Source organism: Chromobacterium fluminis (assembly GCF_011602385.1).
GTDB classification, from domain to species: domain Bacteria; phylum Pseudomonadota; class Gammaproteobacteria; order Burkholderiales; family Chromobacteriaceae; genus Chromobacterium; species Chromobacterium fluminis.
In genome coordinates this window covers 121,271-136,684 of record NZ_JAAOMA010000002.1, presented here as the reverse complement: position 1 = coordinate 136,684, position 15,414 = coordinate 121,271, and the positions used below count along the sequence as shown (strand labels likewise).

Genomic DNA, 15,414 nt, shown 5'->3' with positions numbered 1-15,414 from the left:
AAAGCCCACGATTTTAGGGCAGTTTTCCCTTATCTTGCAAGCGCTTAATGCAAGACGGCTGTCAAGCCCGCCGTTACAAGCTCTTGGACACCATGGTCAGGGCCCGGTCTTCCGGGTGCGGCTCCACGGAAAAACCCAGCTTGTGCATTAGTTTCAACATGCCCTTGTTGCCGGCCAACACCTCGCCGCGCATCACTTTCAGGCCCTGCTCTCGCGCCGCGTCGAACAAGGCGCTCATCAATAGATAGCCTATGCCCTTGCCCTGCCAACGGTCGGCCACTTCCAATGCGAACTCGCAGCCTTCGTTGTCCGGATCGGTGATGAAGCGCGCCACCGCCAGCATTTCCTCGCCGTCCTTATGCTCCCGCGTCATCGCCAACGCCATTTCGCGGTCGTAATCCAGCTGGGTGAAGCGCACCAACATGCTTTGCGACAATTGCTTGATGCTGGACAGGTAGCGGTTGTAACGGCTTTCCTCGGACAGATTGCGCACGAACTCCTGTTGCATATCCGCATCTTCCGGCCGCACCGGCCGCACCATTACGTTGGTGCCGTCGTTCAGTTTGGCGCACACCACCATGTGGCTGGGATAAGGCATGATCGCCATATGGCCGTAGCGCTTCAAATCCGGCCGTCGCGGCCGCACGATGATGCGGGCGTCCAGCGCGATCACCCCCTGCTCGTCGGCCACCAACGGATTGATGTCCATCTCGCGCAGTTCCGGCAGTTCGCACACCATTTCCGACACATGCAGCAGCACATCCTCCAACTCGTCCTGATCCACCGCCGGCAGATTCTTGAACGCCCCCAGCAATTGGCCTATGCGGGTATGGCGGATCATGTTGGCCACTAAATAACCGTTGAGCGGCGGCAGCGACAACGCGCGGTCGTGCATCACTTCCACCGCGATGCCCCCGGCGCCGAAAGTGATCACCGGACCGAAAGCCTCGTCGTGGGTAACACCCACCATCACTTCGCGGGCGAAGCGGCGCTTGCGCATCGGCTGCACCGATACCCCGTCGATGCGCGCCTCCGGCCTTGCCTGCCGCGTGCGGCTGATGATGGCGTCGAACGCCTCGCGCAGCGTCGCCTCGTTGCTGATGTTCAGCTCCACGCCGCCAACATCGGACTTATAAATAATGTCCGGCGAATCGATCTTCAGCACCACAGGGTAACCAATCTTGTCGGCCTGCTTGACCGCCTCGTTGGCGGTACGCGCCAGCCGGGTGGGATTGACCGGAATCTGGAAAGCGGCCAGCACTTCCTTGGACTCCCGTTCGGACAAGATATCCCGCCCGTCCTTCACCGCGGCGGCAATGACCTTGCGCGCCTTTGCCACATCAGGGTCCGCGCGCTTGCCTTCCAGCGGCCCCGGCGTCTGCAACAGCAACTGCTGGTTGCGCTGATAAGCCGCCAGATTGCGGAATACTTCGATGCCGTACTCCGGCGCGCGAAAGTGCGCGCATTTGGCCTTGGAAAACAGCTCGCGGCTTTCCGACACCTTGGCGTCGCCCAACCAGGACAAAAACAACGGTTTGCTAGATTCGCGCTGCAAGCCGATCATCAGCTGCGCGGTAGTCAGGTGATCGGTCCCGGCCTGCGGAGTGAACACCACCATCACGCCATCCACATTGGGATCGTCCAGACAGGCCTTCACCGCGGTGCGAAAACGCGACGGACTGGCATCGCCGATGATGTCCAGTGGATTGCCTCGCGACCAATTGCGCGGCAAGACGCCGTTGAGCAATTCCATGGTGGCGTCGGAAAGCTTGGCCAGCTCCACCCGGTTGGAATAGGCGCTGTCCGCGGCCAGCACGCCGGGGCCGATGCCGTTGGTGACGATGGCCAGCCGCTTGCCGCCCACCCGGTAGTTGGCGGCAAGCACCTTGGCGGCGGTGAACAACTGGGCAATGGTGTCCACGCGCAGCACGCCGGCGCGCGCCAGAGCGGCGTCGAACACATCGCCGCTTTCCACCAGATTGCTTGAGTGCGTAACCCCGGTCACCGCGTCTTCGTAACGGCCGGACTTAATCACCACCACCGGCTTGGTCCGCGCCGCGGCGCGCAAAGCCGACATGAAACGGCGCGCATCGTGGATGTGGTGGACATGCAACAGAATGCCTTGAGTAAAGTTGTCCGCCACCAGGTAATCCAGAATTTCGCCGAAGCCGACGTCCAAGGCGTTGCCCACCGAAATCACGCTGGAAAAACCAATCCCCTTGCTGTCCGCCCAATCCAGCATCGCCGTGCACAGCGCCGACGACTGCGACACCAACGCCAAATTGCCCGGCCTCACCTTGCTGGTGTAATTGCTGGCGTTGAAGCCGGCCACCGGTCGCATTAAGCCTAGTACGTTGGGCCCCAGGATGCGGATGCCGAAATGGCGGCTAATCGACAGCGTCTCGTTGATGATCTCCCGTTCCAGCTGCTCGCTGTCCGCGAACTCCTTGGCCAGCAGCACCGCCTTGATGCCCTTCTTGCCGCAATCCTTCATGATCGCCGGCAAAGTGCGAGTGGCGGTCACCACTACCGCCAGGTCCACGGACTCGCTGATCTGGCGCACCGAAGCCACCGCGGGCACCCCGGCCACCACCTTGTGGTTGAGGTTGACCGGAAACAACTTGCCCTGGAAGTTGCCCGCCAGCAGATTGGCGAACACCGCCTGCCCGATCGAGCCCGGCGTGTCGCTGGCGCCGATCACGGCGACGCTGCGAGGCGAAAACAACGGTGTCAGGTAATGCGGCCTCATTGATGCTTATCCTCGGAAATAATGGTAACCGGCACGGTTTTCCCCGCCGGCGGCGGCAATGGCCACTCCGCTTGCAAAGTCACATGATCGATGCCGAACTCGCGCGACAGCATGCGTTGACAGGCAACCAGGATGCGCGGCCAATCCTGTGGCGCGCTCACCTGCAAATGCGCCGACAAAGCCACGCGGTCGGCAGCCATGGTCCAAATGTGCAGATCATGCACCGACCTCACCCCAGCGATGCCGCCCAAAGCGCGGCCGATGCGGTTGAAATCCAGCTCCGCCGGCACCTCTTCCATCAACACCGCCAAGGACTTGCGCAACAGCCGCCAAGTCGACGACAGGATCAGGCAGGCCACCAGCATGGACAAGATCGGGTCCGCCGGCGTCCAGCCTGTCCAAAACACAATGGCCCCGGCCGCGATCGCGGCCAGAGAGCCCAGCAAATCTCCCATTACGTGCAGCAGCGCCGCCTTGCTGTTCAGGCTGTGCGCTCCGCGGCTCAGGATCCACGCGGCCAGCACATTCACCATCAAGCCCGCCACCGCGATGCCCATTACTCCCAGACCGTTGACCGCATGCGGCTCCAGCAAACGCCGCACCGCCTCCACCGCAATGAAGACGATGACGCCGAACATGAACAAGCTGTTCAGAAACGCGCCGATCACCTCCGCCCGGCCGTGGCCGAAAGAATGCGATTCGTCCGCCGGACGGCGGCCTATATGCGCAACCCACAAGGCCAGCAGCAGCGAGATGGAGTCGGTCAGCATGTGGCCGGCGTCGGACAACAAGGCCAGCGATCCCGTCGCCCAGCCGCCCACCGCCTCCACGCAGGCAAACCCTATCGTCAGCAGCGCCACCCAACGCAAAGCGCGCATGCTGGCGGCGCGCGCCGCCGCGCCCGTCACCCCGCCATGGGGATGACGATGCGGATGATTGTAATCGTGCTCGTCGTCGTGCTCGCCGCCCGCCGAGCCATCATCATGCAGACTGAACCTTGACGTCATATTGACCTCCGGCAAGCCGAATCCATCTCGTTCCGCTCCACCGCAAGCGCCTAACAAGAATGGACTGGCGCGGACACTACAATATTGTTAATCTTTACTGTTTAGCAATAGCTCTTTACTGCACCGCACAAAGTCGCCCACGCTCCTGATTCCATCAGAGGCCGGATGGCGGCGGGAGTCGATCCATCATGACGAAACGCGTCGTCACGCTTGCTCATTACTATACCCAGCCTGAAATCCAGAAAATGGCCGACAAGGTTGGCGACAGCCTGGAGCTTTCTTTGTACGCCAAGGAAGCCAATGCCGACATCATCGTTTTTGCCGGCGTGCGCTTCATGGCGGAAACCGCGAAAATCCTCAACCCCCAGGCGGAAGTGATTCTGCCCGACGCGGGCTCCACCTGTTCTCTGGTGACTCAGACCGACGTGGCCGCCTTGGCCAAATGGCGCAAGCAGCATCCGGACCACGTACACGTGTCCTACATCAACTCCAGCGCCGAGCACAAAGCGTTGTCCGACTGGATCGTCACCAGCCGCAATGTCGACGACATCATTGCCCACCTGTACGCCGAAGGCAAAAAAGTAATCTTCTCGCCGGACCGCAATATGGGCGGCTACCTCAACTACCAGTACGGCTATGACATGCCGCTGTGGTCTGCGGTGTGCGAAGTGCACGACAAATTCAACGAAGCGGCTCTGGACGAGGCCTTCGCGGTCGCCGGCTCGGAAAAATACCTGATCGCCCACCCGGAAAGCCCGCTGCCGGTGCTCAAGAAGGCCGACTACGTAGGCTCCACCTCCGGCATGCTCAATTGGGTCAAGCAGTTCTCCGGCAGCCCGGACGCGGTGATCTTCGTCGCCACCGAAGACGGCATCCTCTACAACATGGGTCTGGCCCGCCCGGATCTGGACCTGCGCCAGGCGCCGATCTACGCCGGCTGCCAATGCAACTCCTGTCCGTACATGAAGATGAACACCATCGAAGCGGTCAAGCGCGCACAACAGGGCGTGGGCTTGCGCATCGACTACCTCAGCCGGGAACAAATGGACGCGGCGCGGCTGCCGATCGAGCGCATGTTGGAATTCAGCCAGCGTTATTACGCCTGAGCCGCCATCCCCAACCCGCCCACCGGCGGGTTTTGTTTGTCGGTCTTCCACGCCGGACTTTTCCGCGTCATCGTTGGAGCGATACAATCAGCCGGGCCACCTTTGCCGGCAAGAACAATAGAAAGACAGCATGAAGTTTCTCATCAGCAACGACGACGGTTATTTCGCTCCGGGACTGGCCATGCTGGCGCAAACCCTGTCCCGCCACGGCGAGGTCGTCATTGTCGCGCCGGAGCGGGACCGCAGCGGCGCCAGCAACTCCCTGACCCTGGATCGCCCCTTGACCGTGCGCAAGGCCGCCAACGGCTTTCACTACGTCAACGGCACCCCCACCGACTGCGTGCACCTCGCCGTGACCGGCATGCTGGACTTTAAACCGGACATGGTGTTCAGCGGCATCAACCACGGCCCCAATATGGGCGACGACACCTTGTACTCCGGCACCGTGGCCGCCGCCACCGAAGGCTTCATGCTGGGCATTCCCTCCATCGCGGTGTCGCTGGCCGGTTATAGCGGCCAGCACTTCGCCAGCGCCGGTCTGGTCGTCGATCAACTGGTGGAACGCTGCAAGCGCAACCCCTTCCGCGAGCCGGTGCTGCTCAACGTCAATGTGCCCGACATCGCCCCCGAAGCGCTGGGTCAATTGACCGTCACCCGCCTGGGCCGCCGTCACTGCGCGCAGCCGGTGATCAAGTCTCAGAATCCGCGCGGCGAGACGATATACTGGGTAGGACCGGTCGGCAATGTGCAGGACGCCGGCGCGGGCACGGACTTCGGCGCGCTGGCCAACAACGATATTTCAGTGACGCCGCTGATGCTGGATTTAACCGCCTATGGCCAACTAGACGGAATCAAAACATGGCTACACCACAGCTGACGCCGGGCCAGCCGGCCTACGGCATGCTTTCCGACCGCACCCGACGCCGCATGGTCGAGCGATTGCGCCAAAACGGCGTGGCCGACGAACGCGTGCTGACCGCGATGTCGGACGTGCCGCGTCACCTGTTTGTAGACCAGGCGCTGGCCACCCGCGCCTATGACGACGTGTCGCTGCCCATAGGCCACGGCCAGACCATATCTCAGCCCTTCACCGTGGCGCGGATGACGGAAATCCTGTTGAATGGCAAGAAACCGGGCAAGGTTCTGGAGATCGGCACCGGCTGCGGCTACCAGACCGCGGTGCTGCTGAAGACCGGCGCCGAGGTCTACTCCATTGAACGCTTGGGCGTCATTCTTGACAAAGCCAGACGCAATTTGCGCGCCGCCAAGCTGGTGCACGCCCGCCTGGTTCACGGCGACGGCCACTTCGGCCTGGCCGAGGCTGCGCCCTTCGACGGCATCATCATGACCGCCGCCGCGCGCAACATTCCCCAGGCCCTGGTCGAACAACTCAACGACGGCGGCCGCATGATCATGCCGATAGGCGAAGAGGAACAGTACTTGTGGCTGATAGAGAAAACCGCGCAAGGCCTGCAAAAAAGCCGGCTGGACCCGGTGAAATTCGTACCCTTGCTTGCCGGACGCAGTTAAAACTGCAAAAACACAACAGTTTCTTTGTCCGACAATTTATCAAATCACTTAAACAGACTATAAAAAACAAAAGTATGCTAAAAATGCATTGCAGCTATGCATATATATTCACGGCCTCGATCGGCATCGCTCTGAGCGGATGCAGCAGCATCGTCCAGCAGCCTGCCCCCGTGGAAAGCGCAACGCCTGCCGCCGCTCGCAACGCACCGCCTTCGGCGCCCGTCGCGACAGCCGGCAATAGTGCGGCGGTGACAATACCGTACCAGGATAACGGAGGAGTGGCCGCCGCGCCGATAGGCACTGCCTCGGCGGCGGGCGCAACAACAAGAGAAAAGACCCATGTGGTTCAGCCGGGGGAAAACCTGTTCCGCATCTCTCTGAACAACGGCCTGAAATACAAGGATGTCGCGGCCTGGAACAACCTGCCGGACAACAATATCAAAGTAGGACAATTGCTGCGCTTGACCCCGCCCGGCGGAGACGCCTCCCCGGCGGCCAGCGCCGGCCAGCCGACGACGGCTGCCGCTCCGGCCCAGTCAAGCGCTCCGATGGAAAGCGCAACTGTCCAAGCTGGCGGTGTCAAGGCCTACCCCAAAGCCCTGAAACTGCCTTACAGCGCAGAAGCAGCAAAAACCCTGTCCGCCCAGAGCGAGGGAGGACCGGGCAACAACAAGAACGCTCAAGCCCCGATCAGCTCCGCCGGCGCGCCGGCGGCGGCAAGCGCTCCGGCCAAGGTCGAAGCCCCGGCGGCGACGCCGTCCAGCAAGCCAGAGGCCAGCAAGCCCGCGGCGAAAGCGGACGAAGACGCGGTGCCGTGGCTGTGGCCGACGGAAGGCAAGATGATTCGGGGATATTCCGATAGCAGCAAGGGCATAGACATCAGCGGCCGCAGCGGCCAGCCGGTGTTGGCGGCGGGAGACGGCAAAGTGGTGTACAGCGGCACCGGCCTTCGAGGCTACGGCAAGCTGATCATCATCAAGCACAATAAATCCTTCCTGTCGGCCTACGCCCACAATAGCCAGTTGCTCGTAAAGGAGGGCCAGTCTGTCAAGCGAGGGCAGAAGATTGCCGAAATGGGCAATTCCGACGCCGACCAAGTGAAACTGCACTTTGAAATCCGCCGCCTCGGCAAACCGGTGGATCCGATGCAGTACCTTGACCATAAGTCCTGACGGGCGGCCGGGGCCCCCGTCCAGGATCAGAAAGAGACGGGGGTAGAACATGAGTAGCGAACTCGACATTCTCGAAGAGCAAGAAATTCTCGACGAGGAAAGCAATGAGGAAGCCGTTGCCGAAGTGGAGGCAGAGGAAGTCGGCGAAGCGCAGCCGGTATACGAAGAAGTTGCCGACGTCACCCAAATCTACCTCAACGATATCGGCAACAACGCTCTGTTGACGCCGCAGGAAGAACTGGCTCTGGCCCGCCGCGTGGTGGCCGGCGAGTTCGAAGCGCGGCAAAAGATGATCGAACACAATCTGCGGCTGGTGGTGAACATCGCCAAGCATTACATCAACCGCGGCCTGGCGCTGTTGGATCTGATCGAGGAAGGCAATATCGGTCTGATGCACGCGCTGGAAAAGTTCGATCCGGAGCGCGGCTTCCGCTTCTCCACCTATGCCACCTGGTGGATACGCCAGAGCATAGAGCGCGCCATCATGAATCAATCTCGCACCATCCGCTTGCCGGTGCACGTGATCAAGGAGCTCAACGTTTATCTGCGCGCTTCGCGCCACCTGGAAAGCCAGATTGGCCGCGAGCCGACGCTGGATGAAATCGCCCATCTGGTGGGCAAGCCGGTGGACGATGTGCGCAAGGTGATGAACCTCAACGAGCGCATGGCCTCGCTGGACGCGCCGCTGGACATCGACCCAATGCTGTCGATCGGTGAATCCATCCCAGACGAGCAGCATGACGAGCCAGAAATCCAGTTGCACAACAGCCAGTTGGAGCACTTCGTCCATGAATGGCTGGGCCAGCTGAACGAGAAGCAAAAACTGGTGATCGAGCGCCGTTACGGCCTCAACGGCTACGAAATCTGCACGCTGGAGGAGTTGGCCGCCGCACTGAGTCTAACCCGCGAACGCGTGCGCCAGATCCAGATTGAAGGCCTGGAACAACTGCGCCGCATCCTGCGCCGCAAGGGCATCTCCAAGGACTTTCTGTTGTAGCGCGCGACAGCTTCCGTCGCCGCCAGCAGCCCCCGGCTTCCCGGGGGCTTCGTTATTTGCGCGCCAGACGAAAACGGCGGCAGCGGCGCAGCCAGTCCCGCTGCCGAGCGGCCTCTGCGGCGCGCGAGCGGTAGCGCAAGGCCACATAATCATGCACCAGCGCCTTCAACTGTCGGTACTCCGCATCCGCCAAACCGGGCTTGGCCCGACGCAACAGCTCCAAAGGGCCATCGCAAGAACTGGCCTCTATCCGCCGCCGACGCAGTTGCTCCAACAACAGCCGCCAGCCCCGCGCCATCGGCTCTTCCCGTCCGCGGCCCCGTCGCCACCACCAAGCCAGCGGCAAACTCGCCAGCAAGACACCAACAAACAAAGCCTGCAATACGCTGCTCGCGCTCACGCCCTCTCCCAGCCCCAAGCTTTGAAACACATTACGCTGCCGAGCGGCGTCGTAGCCCACCACCCATTGCTGCCAGGCGAAGCCCGCAGCCTGCCAGTTTTGACGCAGATTGCGCAACCAGGCAGGCGGCAAACCCGCCATCCCGCGCTCCCTCAACGCCGGCACGCTTTGTTCCGCGCCGTCCGCCAGACGCAGCGGCGCCACCGCGCCAGTGGGATCGACGCGCAGCCATTGCCGCCTCTCCGCCAGCCAAATCTCGACCCAAGCGTGCGCGTCAGACGATTTCACTTGCCAGAAACGCCCCACCGGGTTGTATTCGCCGCCCTGATAACCGACGACAATCCGCGCCGGCATGCCGGCGGCGCGCGCCAGAAACGCCAATGCCGACGCGTAATGCTCGCAAAACCCTTGCCGGCTGGAAAACAGGAATTGATCGATCTCGTCTTGCTGGTCCAACAAGGGCGGATTCAGCGTGTAGCGAAAGCCCTGGCTTCGAAACGCCTGCAAGGCCGCCTGCACGAAAGCGCCCTCCCCGCTCGCCGCCAACTCTCTCGCCCAAGCGCGCGCTCGGGAATTGCCGGGCGGCAAGCGCAGGTAAAACGCGCGCTCGGCGTCGGACAAAACCGCCTGGTAGCGCGCGCCTAAGCGGCTGACGGCGTAAAAGCGCTGCATCCTTCTGTCCTTGCCGTCTCCGCGCAACACCATGCCGTATCGCAAACTTGACGCGCCCTCGCCCGGCTGCGGCACATCCAGCGCCGGCAAGCGCCCCTTGTCCGGCTCCAGCGTGATCGCGTACTCCACCGCCTCTCCGCCGCTGACGCCCTCCGCCGCCGCGCCTCTCGCCTCACCGCCGCTCCAGCGGCTGCCGTCGAAGCGATCCAGCAACAAGACCCGCCAGTACATCTGCGCCCGCGGCGGCGGCCGCAGCGGAAACACGACGGAAAACGCCGGCTCCCGGCTCAGAATCAGCTGACTGACGCTGCCCGGCGCCAAACTATCGCCCAGGCCGCTGACCGCCTGTCTGCCCGGTTCGCTGGGCATGCTCCACAGCGGGCCGGACAGCCGCGGCATGACCACGAACAAGACCAGCATCAAGGGCAGCGCCAGGCCTAGGGCCGACGCGGCCGAGCGCAGACTGCCTCGCCACGGCGCACCCTCCAGCGCCGCCATCGCTCCGGTCAGCGCCAACAGGCTCAGAGCCAGCCAGGCCGCCGCCAACGGCGACTGGTCAAACAGCAAAGGCATGGCGGCCAGAAACACCCCCAGGGCGATCAACACCCGCCAATCCCGAAGTTGAGCGCACTCCTGCGCCTTGAAGCCCAGCAGCAGCAGCAAAATGCCGACGCCGCCCTCGCGCCCCACCAAAGTGCCGAGCGTGCGCCAGGACAGCCAGGCGGCCAAGAGCAAGGGCGGCAACAGCCACCAGAACGCCGGAGGCGCTCTGCGCCGCCAGACCAAGACCGCCTTGCCCAGCAACAAGGCAAAGGCCAAGGCGACCAGCCAGAACGGCAGATGCAACCATAGCGGCGCGGCGCTCAGGGCTACCGCCGCCAACACCGGCCACACCCTGCCGCGATCAGGGACGCTCATCGCCGAGCTCCAGATACAAGGCCAGGGCCGTCAGCGCTAATAAACGCTGTTGCGGCTGGGGGCCCACGCTGCGTGTCGGCAGCTTCAGCACATAAGGTTGGCGCAGACGCTCACACTGCTCGACGCGCCAAGCCAAACGCGACAGCTTGAGCTCCACGTCGCCGCCTCGGCCGTAATCCTGCCAGTCCAAGGCCAGCAAGCCGGCGCGTCCTTCCCCTGCAAATTGCTTGCTGACCAGCGCGCCTCGGCGCGCCAGCACTTTCCAGGCGATGCGGCGCGGCGAATCCCCGACTCGATACGCGTCCAGATGAGAAAAGTCCTCTTCCTCGCCCGGCTGATCACAGGGCTGATCGCCACCGCCCAGGTTGCGGCCGCGCTGGCCGTCCAGCAAGGGCGCGGGAAACAGCAGCACCTGGGCACTCAGCCTGACCCAAGCGCTGGCGCGCACCAGGCCGAACGGCGCCTCGCTCCAGATCTGACAGGCCGGCAAAGCCATATAACCGCGCCGGCTGCCACAAACACTCAGTCCCGCCTCGAACTCCGCGCCGCCGGGCAGCCGTTCAATCCGGGTCTCCACGCCGTCCTCAAGCGCCAAGCTCAGTTGACGCTCGCCTCCGTCCTCATGCCGCAGCAACACGCGGAAGCGCGCGGCGTCGCCGGCGAAGACCGGCTCCGCGTCCAGCGCGCGCAGCTGCAGACCGGCCAATTGCCGGTAAGCCAGCAGCACCGCCACCAACAGCAAGCCGGCCACCCAAAACGATAGGGCGTAGGCCAGGCTGACGTCGTAGTTCAATGCGCCTATCCATACCGCCAGCGCCACCAGGCCCAGCGTCAAGCCGAAACGGGTGGGCAGCAAATAGATGCGGTTTTGCTCCAGCCGGCAATGCGGCTGCGGCATCGCGCGGCGCAACATCCATTGCCGCAGACGGCGACGCGGATCAAGGAATGGGAACATGGGCGAGCAGGCCGCTGGCGGCGTCGCCGCCGTTGCCGCCGAGCAGGCGATGGCCGGCCACGCTGGGGAAAACCGCTTTCACGTCCTCCGGCAACACATGATCGCGCCCTTCCAGCAAAGCCCAGGCGCGCGCCGCCGCCGCCAGCGCCAAACCGGCGCGCGGACTCAGCCCCGAGGCGAAGCGGCTGTCCCGACGCGTGGCTTCGACCAAGGCCAGCACATAGCCGGCCAAGGCCGGACTGACGGTCAGCTCTGCGGCCTGGCGCTGCAGCGCGACCAAGTCGCCGGGGCGCAGGGCCGGCACCAGCTTAGCCAGTAACTGACGGCGGTCTTCGCCCTGCAGCAAGGCCAGTTCGGCCTCGCGCGGCGGATAGCCCAAAGAAATGCGCATCAGGAAGCGGTCCTGTTGCGATTCCGGCAAAGGGAAGGTGCCGGCTTGTTCCGCCGGGTTCTGGGTGGCGATGACGAAGAAGGGCTCGGGCAAGGGATAGGTAGCGCCATCGACCGAAACCTGGCGTTCTTCCATCGCCTCCAGCAAGGCGGACTGTACCTTGGGCGACGCGCGATTGATCTCATCGGCCAGCAGCACCTGCGAAAACACCGGCCCCTGATGGAAATGGAAGGAGGCGGAATCTCGCTGGTAGATATTGACGCCCAAAATGTCCGAGGGCAGCAGATCGCTGGTGAACTGCACCCGGCGATACTCCAGGCCCAACACCCCGGCCAAGCCGTGTGCCAGCGTGGTCTTGCCCACGCCGGGAACGTCCTCGATCAGCAAATGCCCGCGAGCGATCAGGCAGGTCAAGGCCAGGCGGATCGCCTGCGGCTTACCCAGGATCAGCTGATTCAGTTGACGATACGCAATGGAGAGAGATTGCATTTGCACCCGCTTACGCGCACTATTTATCGATATCACATATCCCGCGCCCATTGTACGCAACAAGGAATCGCACGTGTTGACCTGGCTGAAAAATCGCTTGCAACGCTCTGGGCTCACCGCCTACATCACCCACCCGGACTGTCTGCAGCACAATATGGGCGTGGGCCACCCGGAATGCCCGGAGCGCCTGATCGCCATCCGCGATCAACTCATGGCGTCGCAGATACTGGACGGGCTGCAGGAGATCGAAGCGCCGGAAGTCACCGAACAGCAACTGGCGCGCGTGCATCCTCCGCACTATCTCGAATATCTGGAGTCCTGCTCTCCCAGCATAGGCACTTTTCGCGTGGACCCGGACACCGCGATGTCCGCCGGCACGCTGCAAGCCGCCCGACGCGCCGCCGGCGCCGTGGTCAAAGCGGTGGAACTGGTGGCCGAAGATAAAGCGCCCAACGCCTTCTGCGCGGTGCGCCCGCCCGGCCATCACGCCGAAAGCGGCAAGGCGATGGGCTTCTGCTTCTTCAACAATCTGGCGATCGGCGTCACCCACGCGCTGGCCCACTATCAATTCGAACGAGTGGCGGTGATAGACTTTGACGTCCATCACGGCAACGGCACCGAGGAAATCCTGCGCGACGACCCCAGAGTGCTGATGGTGTCCATCTTCCAGCACCCGTTCTACCCCTATTGCGGCGACGCACCGCTGGGGCCGAACATGCACAACGTGCCGCTCAAAGCCGGCAGCGGCGGACGCGAATTCCGCGAAGCGGTGGAGACGGTGTGGCTGCCGATCTTGCACGACTTCCGGCCGCAGATCTTGTTCATCTCCGCCGGCTTCGACGCTCACCGCGAAGACGATATGGGCTCGCTGGGGCTGGTGGAGGCCGATTACGAGTGGGTAACCCGTCACCTGATGCAGATTGCCGATCTCTACGCCGACGGCCGCGTGGTATCGGTGCTGGAAGGCGGCTACGACCTGTCGGCGCTGGGCCGCAGCGTGGCCGCCCATCTGCGGGTACTGTCCGACGGCTGACTCGAACCGCTCAAAAATAAAAGGCCGTCGCAAGCGACGGCCTTTCCATTGGCGGAACAAAGCTCAGGAGGAGCCCTTGTCCGTGCCCTTGTCGCCTATCTTGTCCTCTTGCCCCGTCAGAAGCTTGATCAGATTGGACTTATGGCGATGCACCACCAGGATGGCGATGATGATGCAGCTGCCGAAGTAAACGCTTTGCGGCCCGAGGATGAAGTAAGCGTATACCGGCGTCAGCACGCAGGCGACGATGGCGGATAGCGAGGATATCTTCAGCACGAAAGCGACGAACAACCAGGTAGCCAGCGCCGCCAGCGCCAGCCACGGGCTAAAGCCCAGCAACACCCCCACCGCGGTGGCCACGCCCTTGCCCCCCTTGAAACCGAAGAACACCGGCCACATGTGGCCGATCAGCACCGCCAGCGCCGACATCGCGATCGCCTGCTCGCCCAGGCCGTATTGCGGCCCGAACCAGGCGGTCAGCGCCACCGCCACCCAGCCCTTGACCCCGTCGCCGAGCAAGGTCAGCGCCGCCGCCAGCTTCTTGCCGCTGCGCAGCACATTGGTGGCGCCAGGGTTGCCGGAACCGTAACTGCGCGGGTCGGCCATGCCCATGGCCTTGCTGACAATCACCGCGAACGAGAGCGAGCCGATCAGATAGGCCGCAACAACAAAGGCAAAAGCTGTCGTGGTCATGGTGTATCCATTAGAATAGAAGGCTTCGGATTTTACGGTATCGGGCGGCAAACCCCAACTCCCAGACAGACTGATGGACATCATATTCCTGCGCGAAGTGCGCGCCGACACCATTATCGGTGTCTACGAATGGGAGCGGAAAGCCCCGCAAACCATTGAAATCGACCTGGAAATCGGCATTCCCAGCGAAGCGCCCTGTCACAGCGACAATATCGGCGACACCATACACTACGGCGTGGTGGTGGAACGGCTGCGCAAGGCGCTGTCCGAACAGCATTTCCTGCTGCTGGAAGCGTTGGCCGAATACATCGCCAAGGTGATCCGCGAAGACTTCGGCGCGCCCTGGGCCAGGGTCTCGGTCACCAAGCTGGGCATCCTGCCCGGCGTCAAGCGCGTCGGCGTCTTGATCGAACGCGGCCACCGCCCGCGCTGAAGCCGAGCCGCCGGGCATTGACGCCCGCGCTCCGGCGCTTGATGATGTTTAGATCACAGCGCCGGAGCGCCCTATGCCTCGTCTATCCGTCCCGGAATTCCAAAGCCTGATCGACCAGGAACTGCCCTTGGTCCGCCTGTTCGGCATTCGGACCGAGTCCATTGCCGACGGCGGCGCGGTGTTGCGCATGCACTTCAACCCGGACCTGATCCGGCCGGGCGGGACCATCGCCGGCCCCGCCTTGATGGCGCTGGCCGACGCCACGCTGTACGCCGTGGTGTTGGGGATGATAGGCAGGGTGGAACTGGCCGTGACCACCAGCCTCAACATCAACTTCCTGCGTAAACCGCCGCCGGCGGACGTGATTGCGGAAGGCCGCATCCTGAAGTTGGGCAAACGGCTGGCAGTGGGGGAAGTTTTGCTGCTGTCGGCCGAACTGGAAGAACCGGTGGCCCATGTCACCGGCACCTACTCGATTCCGCCGCTGTCCGGAAGCTGAAACGATGCCGGGACTTGGAGGGTATTCGCGGTCTAGGGGGCGAAAAGGAGTGGGGAGCAGCGCTCAGTCGGTGTTCACTTTCAAACGCAGGCCAAACTGCTTGGGCGTCAAACGCAAGGACAGCTGAGCTTGCTTGTTCAGGTCCAGCACTGGGGACAGCGACAAACGGTTGCTGACCGCTTCGCGTTCAAAGCGCAGACCGACGATGGTGATGTCCTTGCCGGCGTCCCGAAGCGCGGATTTGATCTCCCCGTCGGACGGAGAGGCGCAGGCCCAGGCTTGCGGCAGACACGCCGCCGCGGCGCCCGCACCCGCCCAAAGTCCCAGCCACAACAGCAACAACTTGCACGCCATGCGCTCCATCTCCGCC

General features: G+C 63.1%; 15 protein-coding genes. 8 read left to right on the top strand and 7 right to left on the bottom strand.

Annotated features, from left to right (window positions below; all coding sequences use genetic code 11):
* Window positions 1–73 precede the first annotated feature (73 nt).
* Window positions 74–2,749 carry a bifunctional acetate--CoA ligase family protein/GNAT family N-acetyltransferase gene (locus HA052_RS02070; protein WP_081544291.1) on the bottom strand — a complete coding sequence of 892 codons (2,676 nt, stop codon included), beginning with the start codon at window positions 2,747–2,749 and terminating at the stop codon, window positions 74–76.
* The gene (locus HA052_RS02065) at window positions 2,746–3,756 is read right to left on the bottom strand and encodes a cation diffusion facilitator family transporter (protein ID WP_166450588.1); all 1,011 of its coding nucleotides are present in this window, start codon (window positions 3,754–3,756) and stop codon (window positions 2,746–2,748) included. Before HA052_RS02065 ends, HA052_RS02070 begins: the two co-directional genes overlap by 4 nt.
* 188 nt (window positions 3,757–3,944) lie before the next feature.
* On the opposite strand from HA052_RS02065, the gene nadA reads away from it, so the two are divergent.
* The 5 genes from nadA to rpoS all read left to right on the top strand — a co-directional run bounded on the left by nadA (window position 3,945) and on the right by rpoS (window position 8,561).
* Window positions 3,945–4,862 carry a quinolinate synthase NadA gene (gene nadA / locus HA052_RS02060; RefSeq protein ID WP_166450587.1) on the top strand — a complete coding sequence of 306 codons (918 nt, stop codon included), beginning with the start codon at window positions 3,945–3,947 and terminating at the stop codon, window positions 4,860–4,862.
* Between the two features lie 130 nt (window positions 4,863–4,992).
* Window positions 4,993–5,739 (top strand): 5'/3'-nucleotidase SurE, encoded by a 747-nt coding sequence (gene surE, locus HA052_RS02055; protein WP_166450586.1) that lies wholly within the window; start codon window positions 4,993–4,995, stop codon window positions 5,737–5,739.
* A complete protein-coding gene (locus HA052_RS02050) occupies window positions 5,721–6,392 on the top strand; it encodes a protein-L-isoaspartate(D-aspartate) O-methyltransferase (protein WP_019102883.1) in 672 nt (223 codons plus the stop codon). The genes surE and HA052_RS02050 overlap by 19 nt, the downstream gene beginning before the upstream one ends.
* Window positions 6,305–7,564 (top strand): peptidoglycan DD-metalloendopeptidase family protein, encoded by a 1,260-nt coding sequence (locus tag HA052_RS02045; protein ID WP_346774533.1) that lies wholly within the window; start codon window positions 6,305–6,307, stop codon window positions 7,562–7,564. The genes HA052_RS02050 and HA052_RS02045 overlap by 88 nt, the downstream gene beginning before the upstream one ends.
* A gap of 49 nt (window positions 7,565–7,613) precedes the next feature.
* Window positions 7,614–8,561 carry an RNA polymerase sigma factor RpoS gene (rpoS, locus tag HA052_RS02040; protein ID WP_019102885.1) on the top strand — a complete coding sequence of 316 codons (948 nt, stop codon included), beginning with the start codon at window positions 7,614–7,616 and terminating at the stop codon, window positions 8,559–8,561.
* A 52-nt stretch (window positions 8,562–8,613) separates the two neighbouring features.
* On the opposite strand, the gene HA052_RS02035 is transcribed toward rpoS, so the two are convergent.
* The 3 genes from HA052_RS02035 to HA052_RS02025 are packed head-to-tail and all read right to left on the bottom strand — an operon-like array spanning window position 8,614 to window position 12,386.
* Complete coding sequence (locus tag HA052_RS02035) at window positions 8,614–10,551, bottom strand: transglutaminase TgpA family protein (protein WP_166450585.1); 1,938 nt, start codon at window positions 10,549–10,551, stop codon at window positions 8,614–8,616.
* Window positions 10,538–11,506 carry a DUF58 domain-containing protein gene (locus HA052_RS02030; protein ID WP_166450584.1) on the bottom strand — a complete coding sequence of 323 codons (969 nt, stop codon included), beginning with the start codon at window positions 11,504–11,506 and terminating at the stop codon, window positions 10,538–10,540. Before HA052_RS02030 ends, HA052_RS02035 begins: the two co-directional genes overlap by 14 nt.
* On the bottom strand, window positions 11,490–12,386 hold the full coding sequence (locus tag HA052_RS02025) for an AAA family ATPase (RefSeq protein WP_166450583.1): 897 nt from the start codon (window positions 12,384–12,386) through the stop codon (window positions 11,490–11,492). Before HA052_RS02025 ends, HA052_RS02030 begins: the two co-directional genes overlap by 17 nt.
* Window positions 12,387–12,459: 73 nt before the next feature.
* Between HA052_RS02025 and HA052_RS02020 the strand changes: the two genes are divergently transcribed.
* Window positions 12,460–13,419, top strand: a complete 960-nt coding sequence (locus tag HA052_RS02020; RefSeq protein ID WP_244269578.1) for a histone deacetylase family protein — start codon at window positions 12,460–12,462, stop codon at window positions 13,417–13,419.
* Window positions 13,420–13,482: 63 nt separating this feature from the next.
* Here HA052_RS02020 and plsY read toward each other — a convergent pair whose 3' ends face one another.
* Window positions 13,483–14,112 (bottom strand): glycerol-3-phosphate 1-O-acyltransferase PlsY, encoded by a 630-nt coding sequence (gene plsY, locus HA052_RS02015; RefSeq protein WP_081544283.1) that lies wholly within the window; start codon window positions 14,110–14,112, stop codon window positions 13,483–13,485.
* A gap of 73 nt (window positions 14,113–14,185) precedes the next feature.
* Between plsY and HA052_RS02010 the strand changes: the two genes are divergently transcribed.
* Together HA052_RS02010 and HA052_RS02005 are read left to right on the top strand one after the other, a co-directional pair.
* Window positions 14,186–14,545 (top strand): dihydroneopterin aldolase, encoded by a 360-nt coding sequence (locus HA052_RS02010; protein WP_048415680.1) that lies wholly within the window; start codon window positions 14,186–14,188, stop codon window positions 14,543–14,545.
* Window positions 14,546–14,618: 73 nt separating this feature from the next.
* Entirely contained in the window at window positions 14,619–15,044 is a 426-nt protein-coding gene (locus tag HA052_RS02005) for a PaaI family thioesterase (protein ID WP_081554369.1), read from the top strand.
* A gap of 63 nt (window positions 15,045–15,107) precedes the next feature.
* On the opposite strand, the gene HA052_RS02000 is transcribed toward HA052_RS02005, so the two are convergent.
* On the bottom strand, window positions 15,108–15,398 hold the full coding sequence (locus tag HA052_RS02000) for a hypothetical protein (protein WP_166450582.1): 291 nt from the start codon (window positions 15,396–15,398) through the stop codon (window positions 15,108–15,110).
* Window positions 15,399–15,414 lie beyond the last annotated feature (16 nt).

Bases quoted from the DNA above. Each gene is read 5' to 3' on its own strand.
- HA052_RS02000 (WP_166450582.1), bottom strand. From the start codon at position 15,398: ATGGCGTGCAAGTTGTTGCTGTTGTGGCTGGGACTTTGGGCGGGTGCG.
- HA052_RS02025 (WP_166450583.1), bottom strand. From the start codon at position 12,386: ATGCAATCTCTCTCCATTGCGTATCGTCAACTGAATCAGCTGATCCTG.
- HA052_RS02050 (WP_019102883.1), top strand. From the start codon at position 5,721: ATGGCTACACCACAGCTGACGCCGGGCCAGCCGGCCTACGGCATGCTT.
- HA052_RS02010 (WP_048415680.1), top strand. From the start codon at position 14,186: ATGGACATCATATTCCTGCGCGAAGTGCGCGCCGACACCATTATCGGT.
- HA052_RS02035 (WP_166450585.1), bottom strand. From the start codon at position 10,551: ATGAGCGTCCCTGATCGCGGCAGGGTGTGGCCGGTGTTGGCGGCGGTA.
- nadA (WP_166450587.1), top strand. From the start codon at position 3,945: ATGACGAAACGCGTCGTCACGCTTGCTCATTACTATACCCAGCCTGAA.
- plsY (WP_081544283.1), bottom strand. From the start codon at position 14,112: ATGACCACGACAGCTTTTGCCTTTGTTGTTGCGGCCTATCTGATCGGC.
- HA052_RS02030 (WP_166450584.1), bottom strand. From the start codon at position 11,506: ATGTTCCCATTCCTTGATCCGCGTCGCCGTCTGCGGCAATGGATGTTG.
- surE (WP_166450586.1), top strand. From the start codon at position 4,993: ATGAAGTTTCTCATCAGCAACGACGACGGTTATTTCGCTCCGGGACTG.
- HA052_RS02065 (WP_166450588.1), bottom strand. From the start codon at position 3,756: ATGACGTCAAGGTTCAGTCTGCATGATGATGGCTCGGCGGGCGGCGAG.
- HA052_RS02070 (WP_081544291.1), bottom strand. From the start codon at position 2,749: ATGAGGCCGCATTACCTGACACCGTTGTTTTCGCCTCGCAGCGTCGCC.
- rpoS (WP_019102885.1), top strand. From the start codon at position 7,614: ATGAGTAGCGAACTCGACATTCTCGAAGAGCAAGAAATTCTCGACGAG.
- HA052_RS02005 (WP_081554369.1), top strand. From the start codon at position 14,619: ATGCCTCGTCTATCCGTCCCGGAATTCCAAAGCCTGATCGACCAGGAA.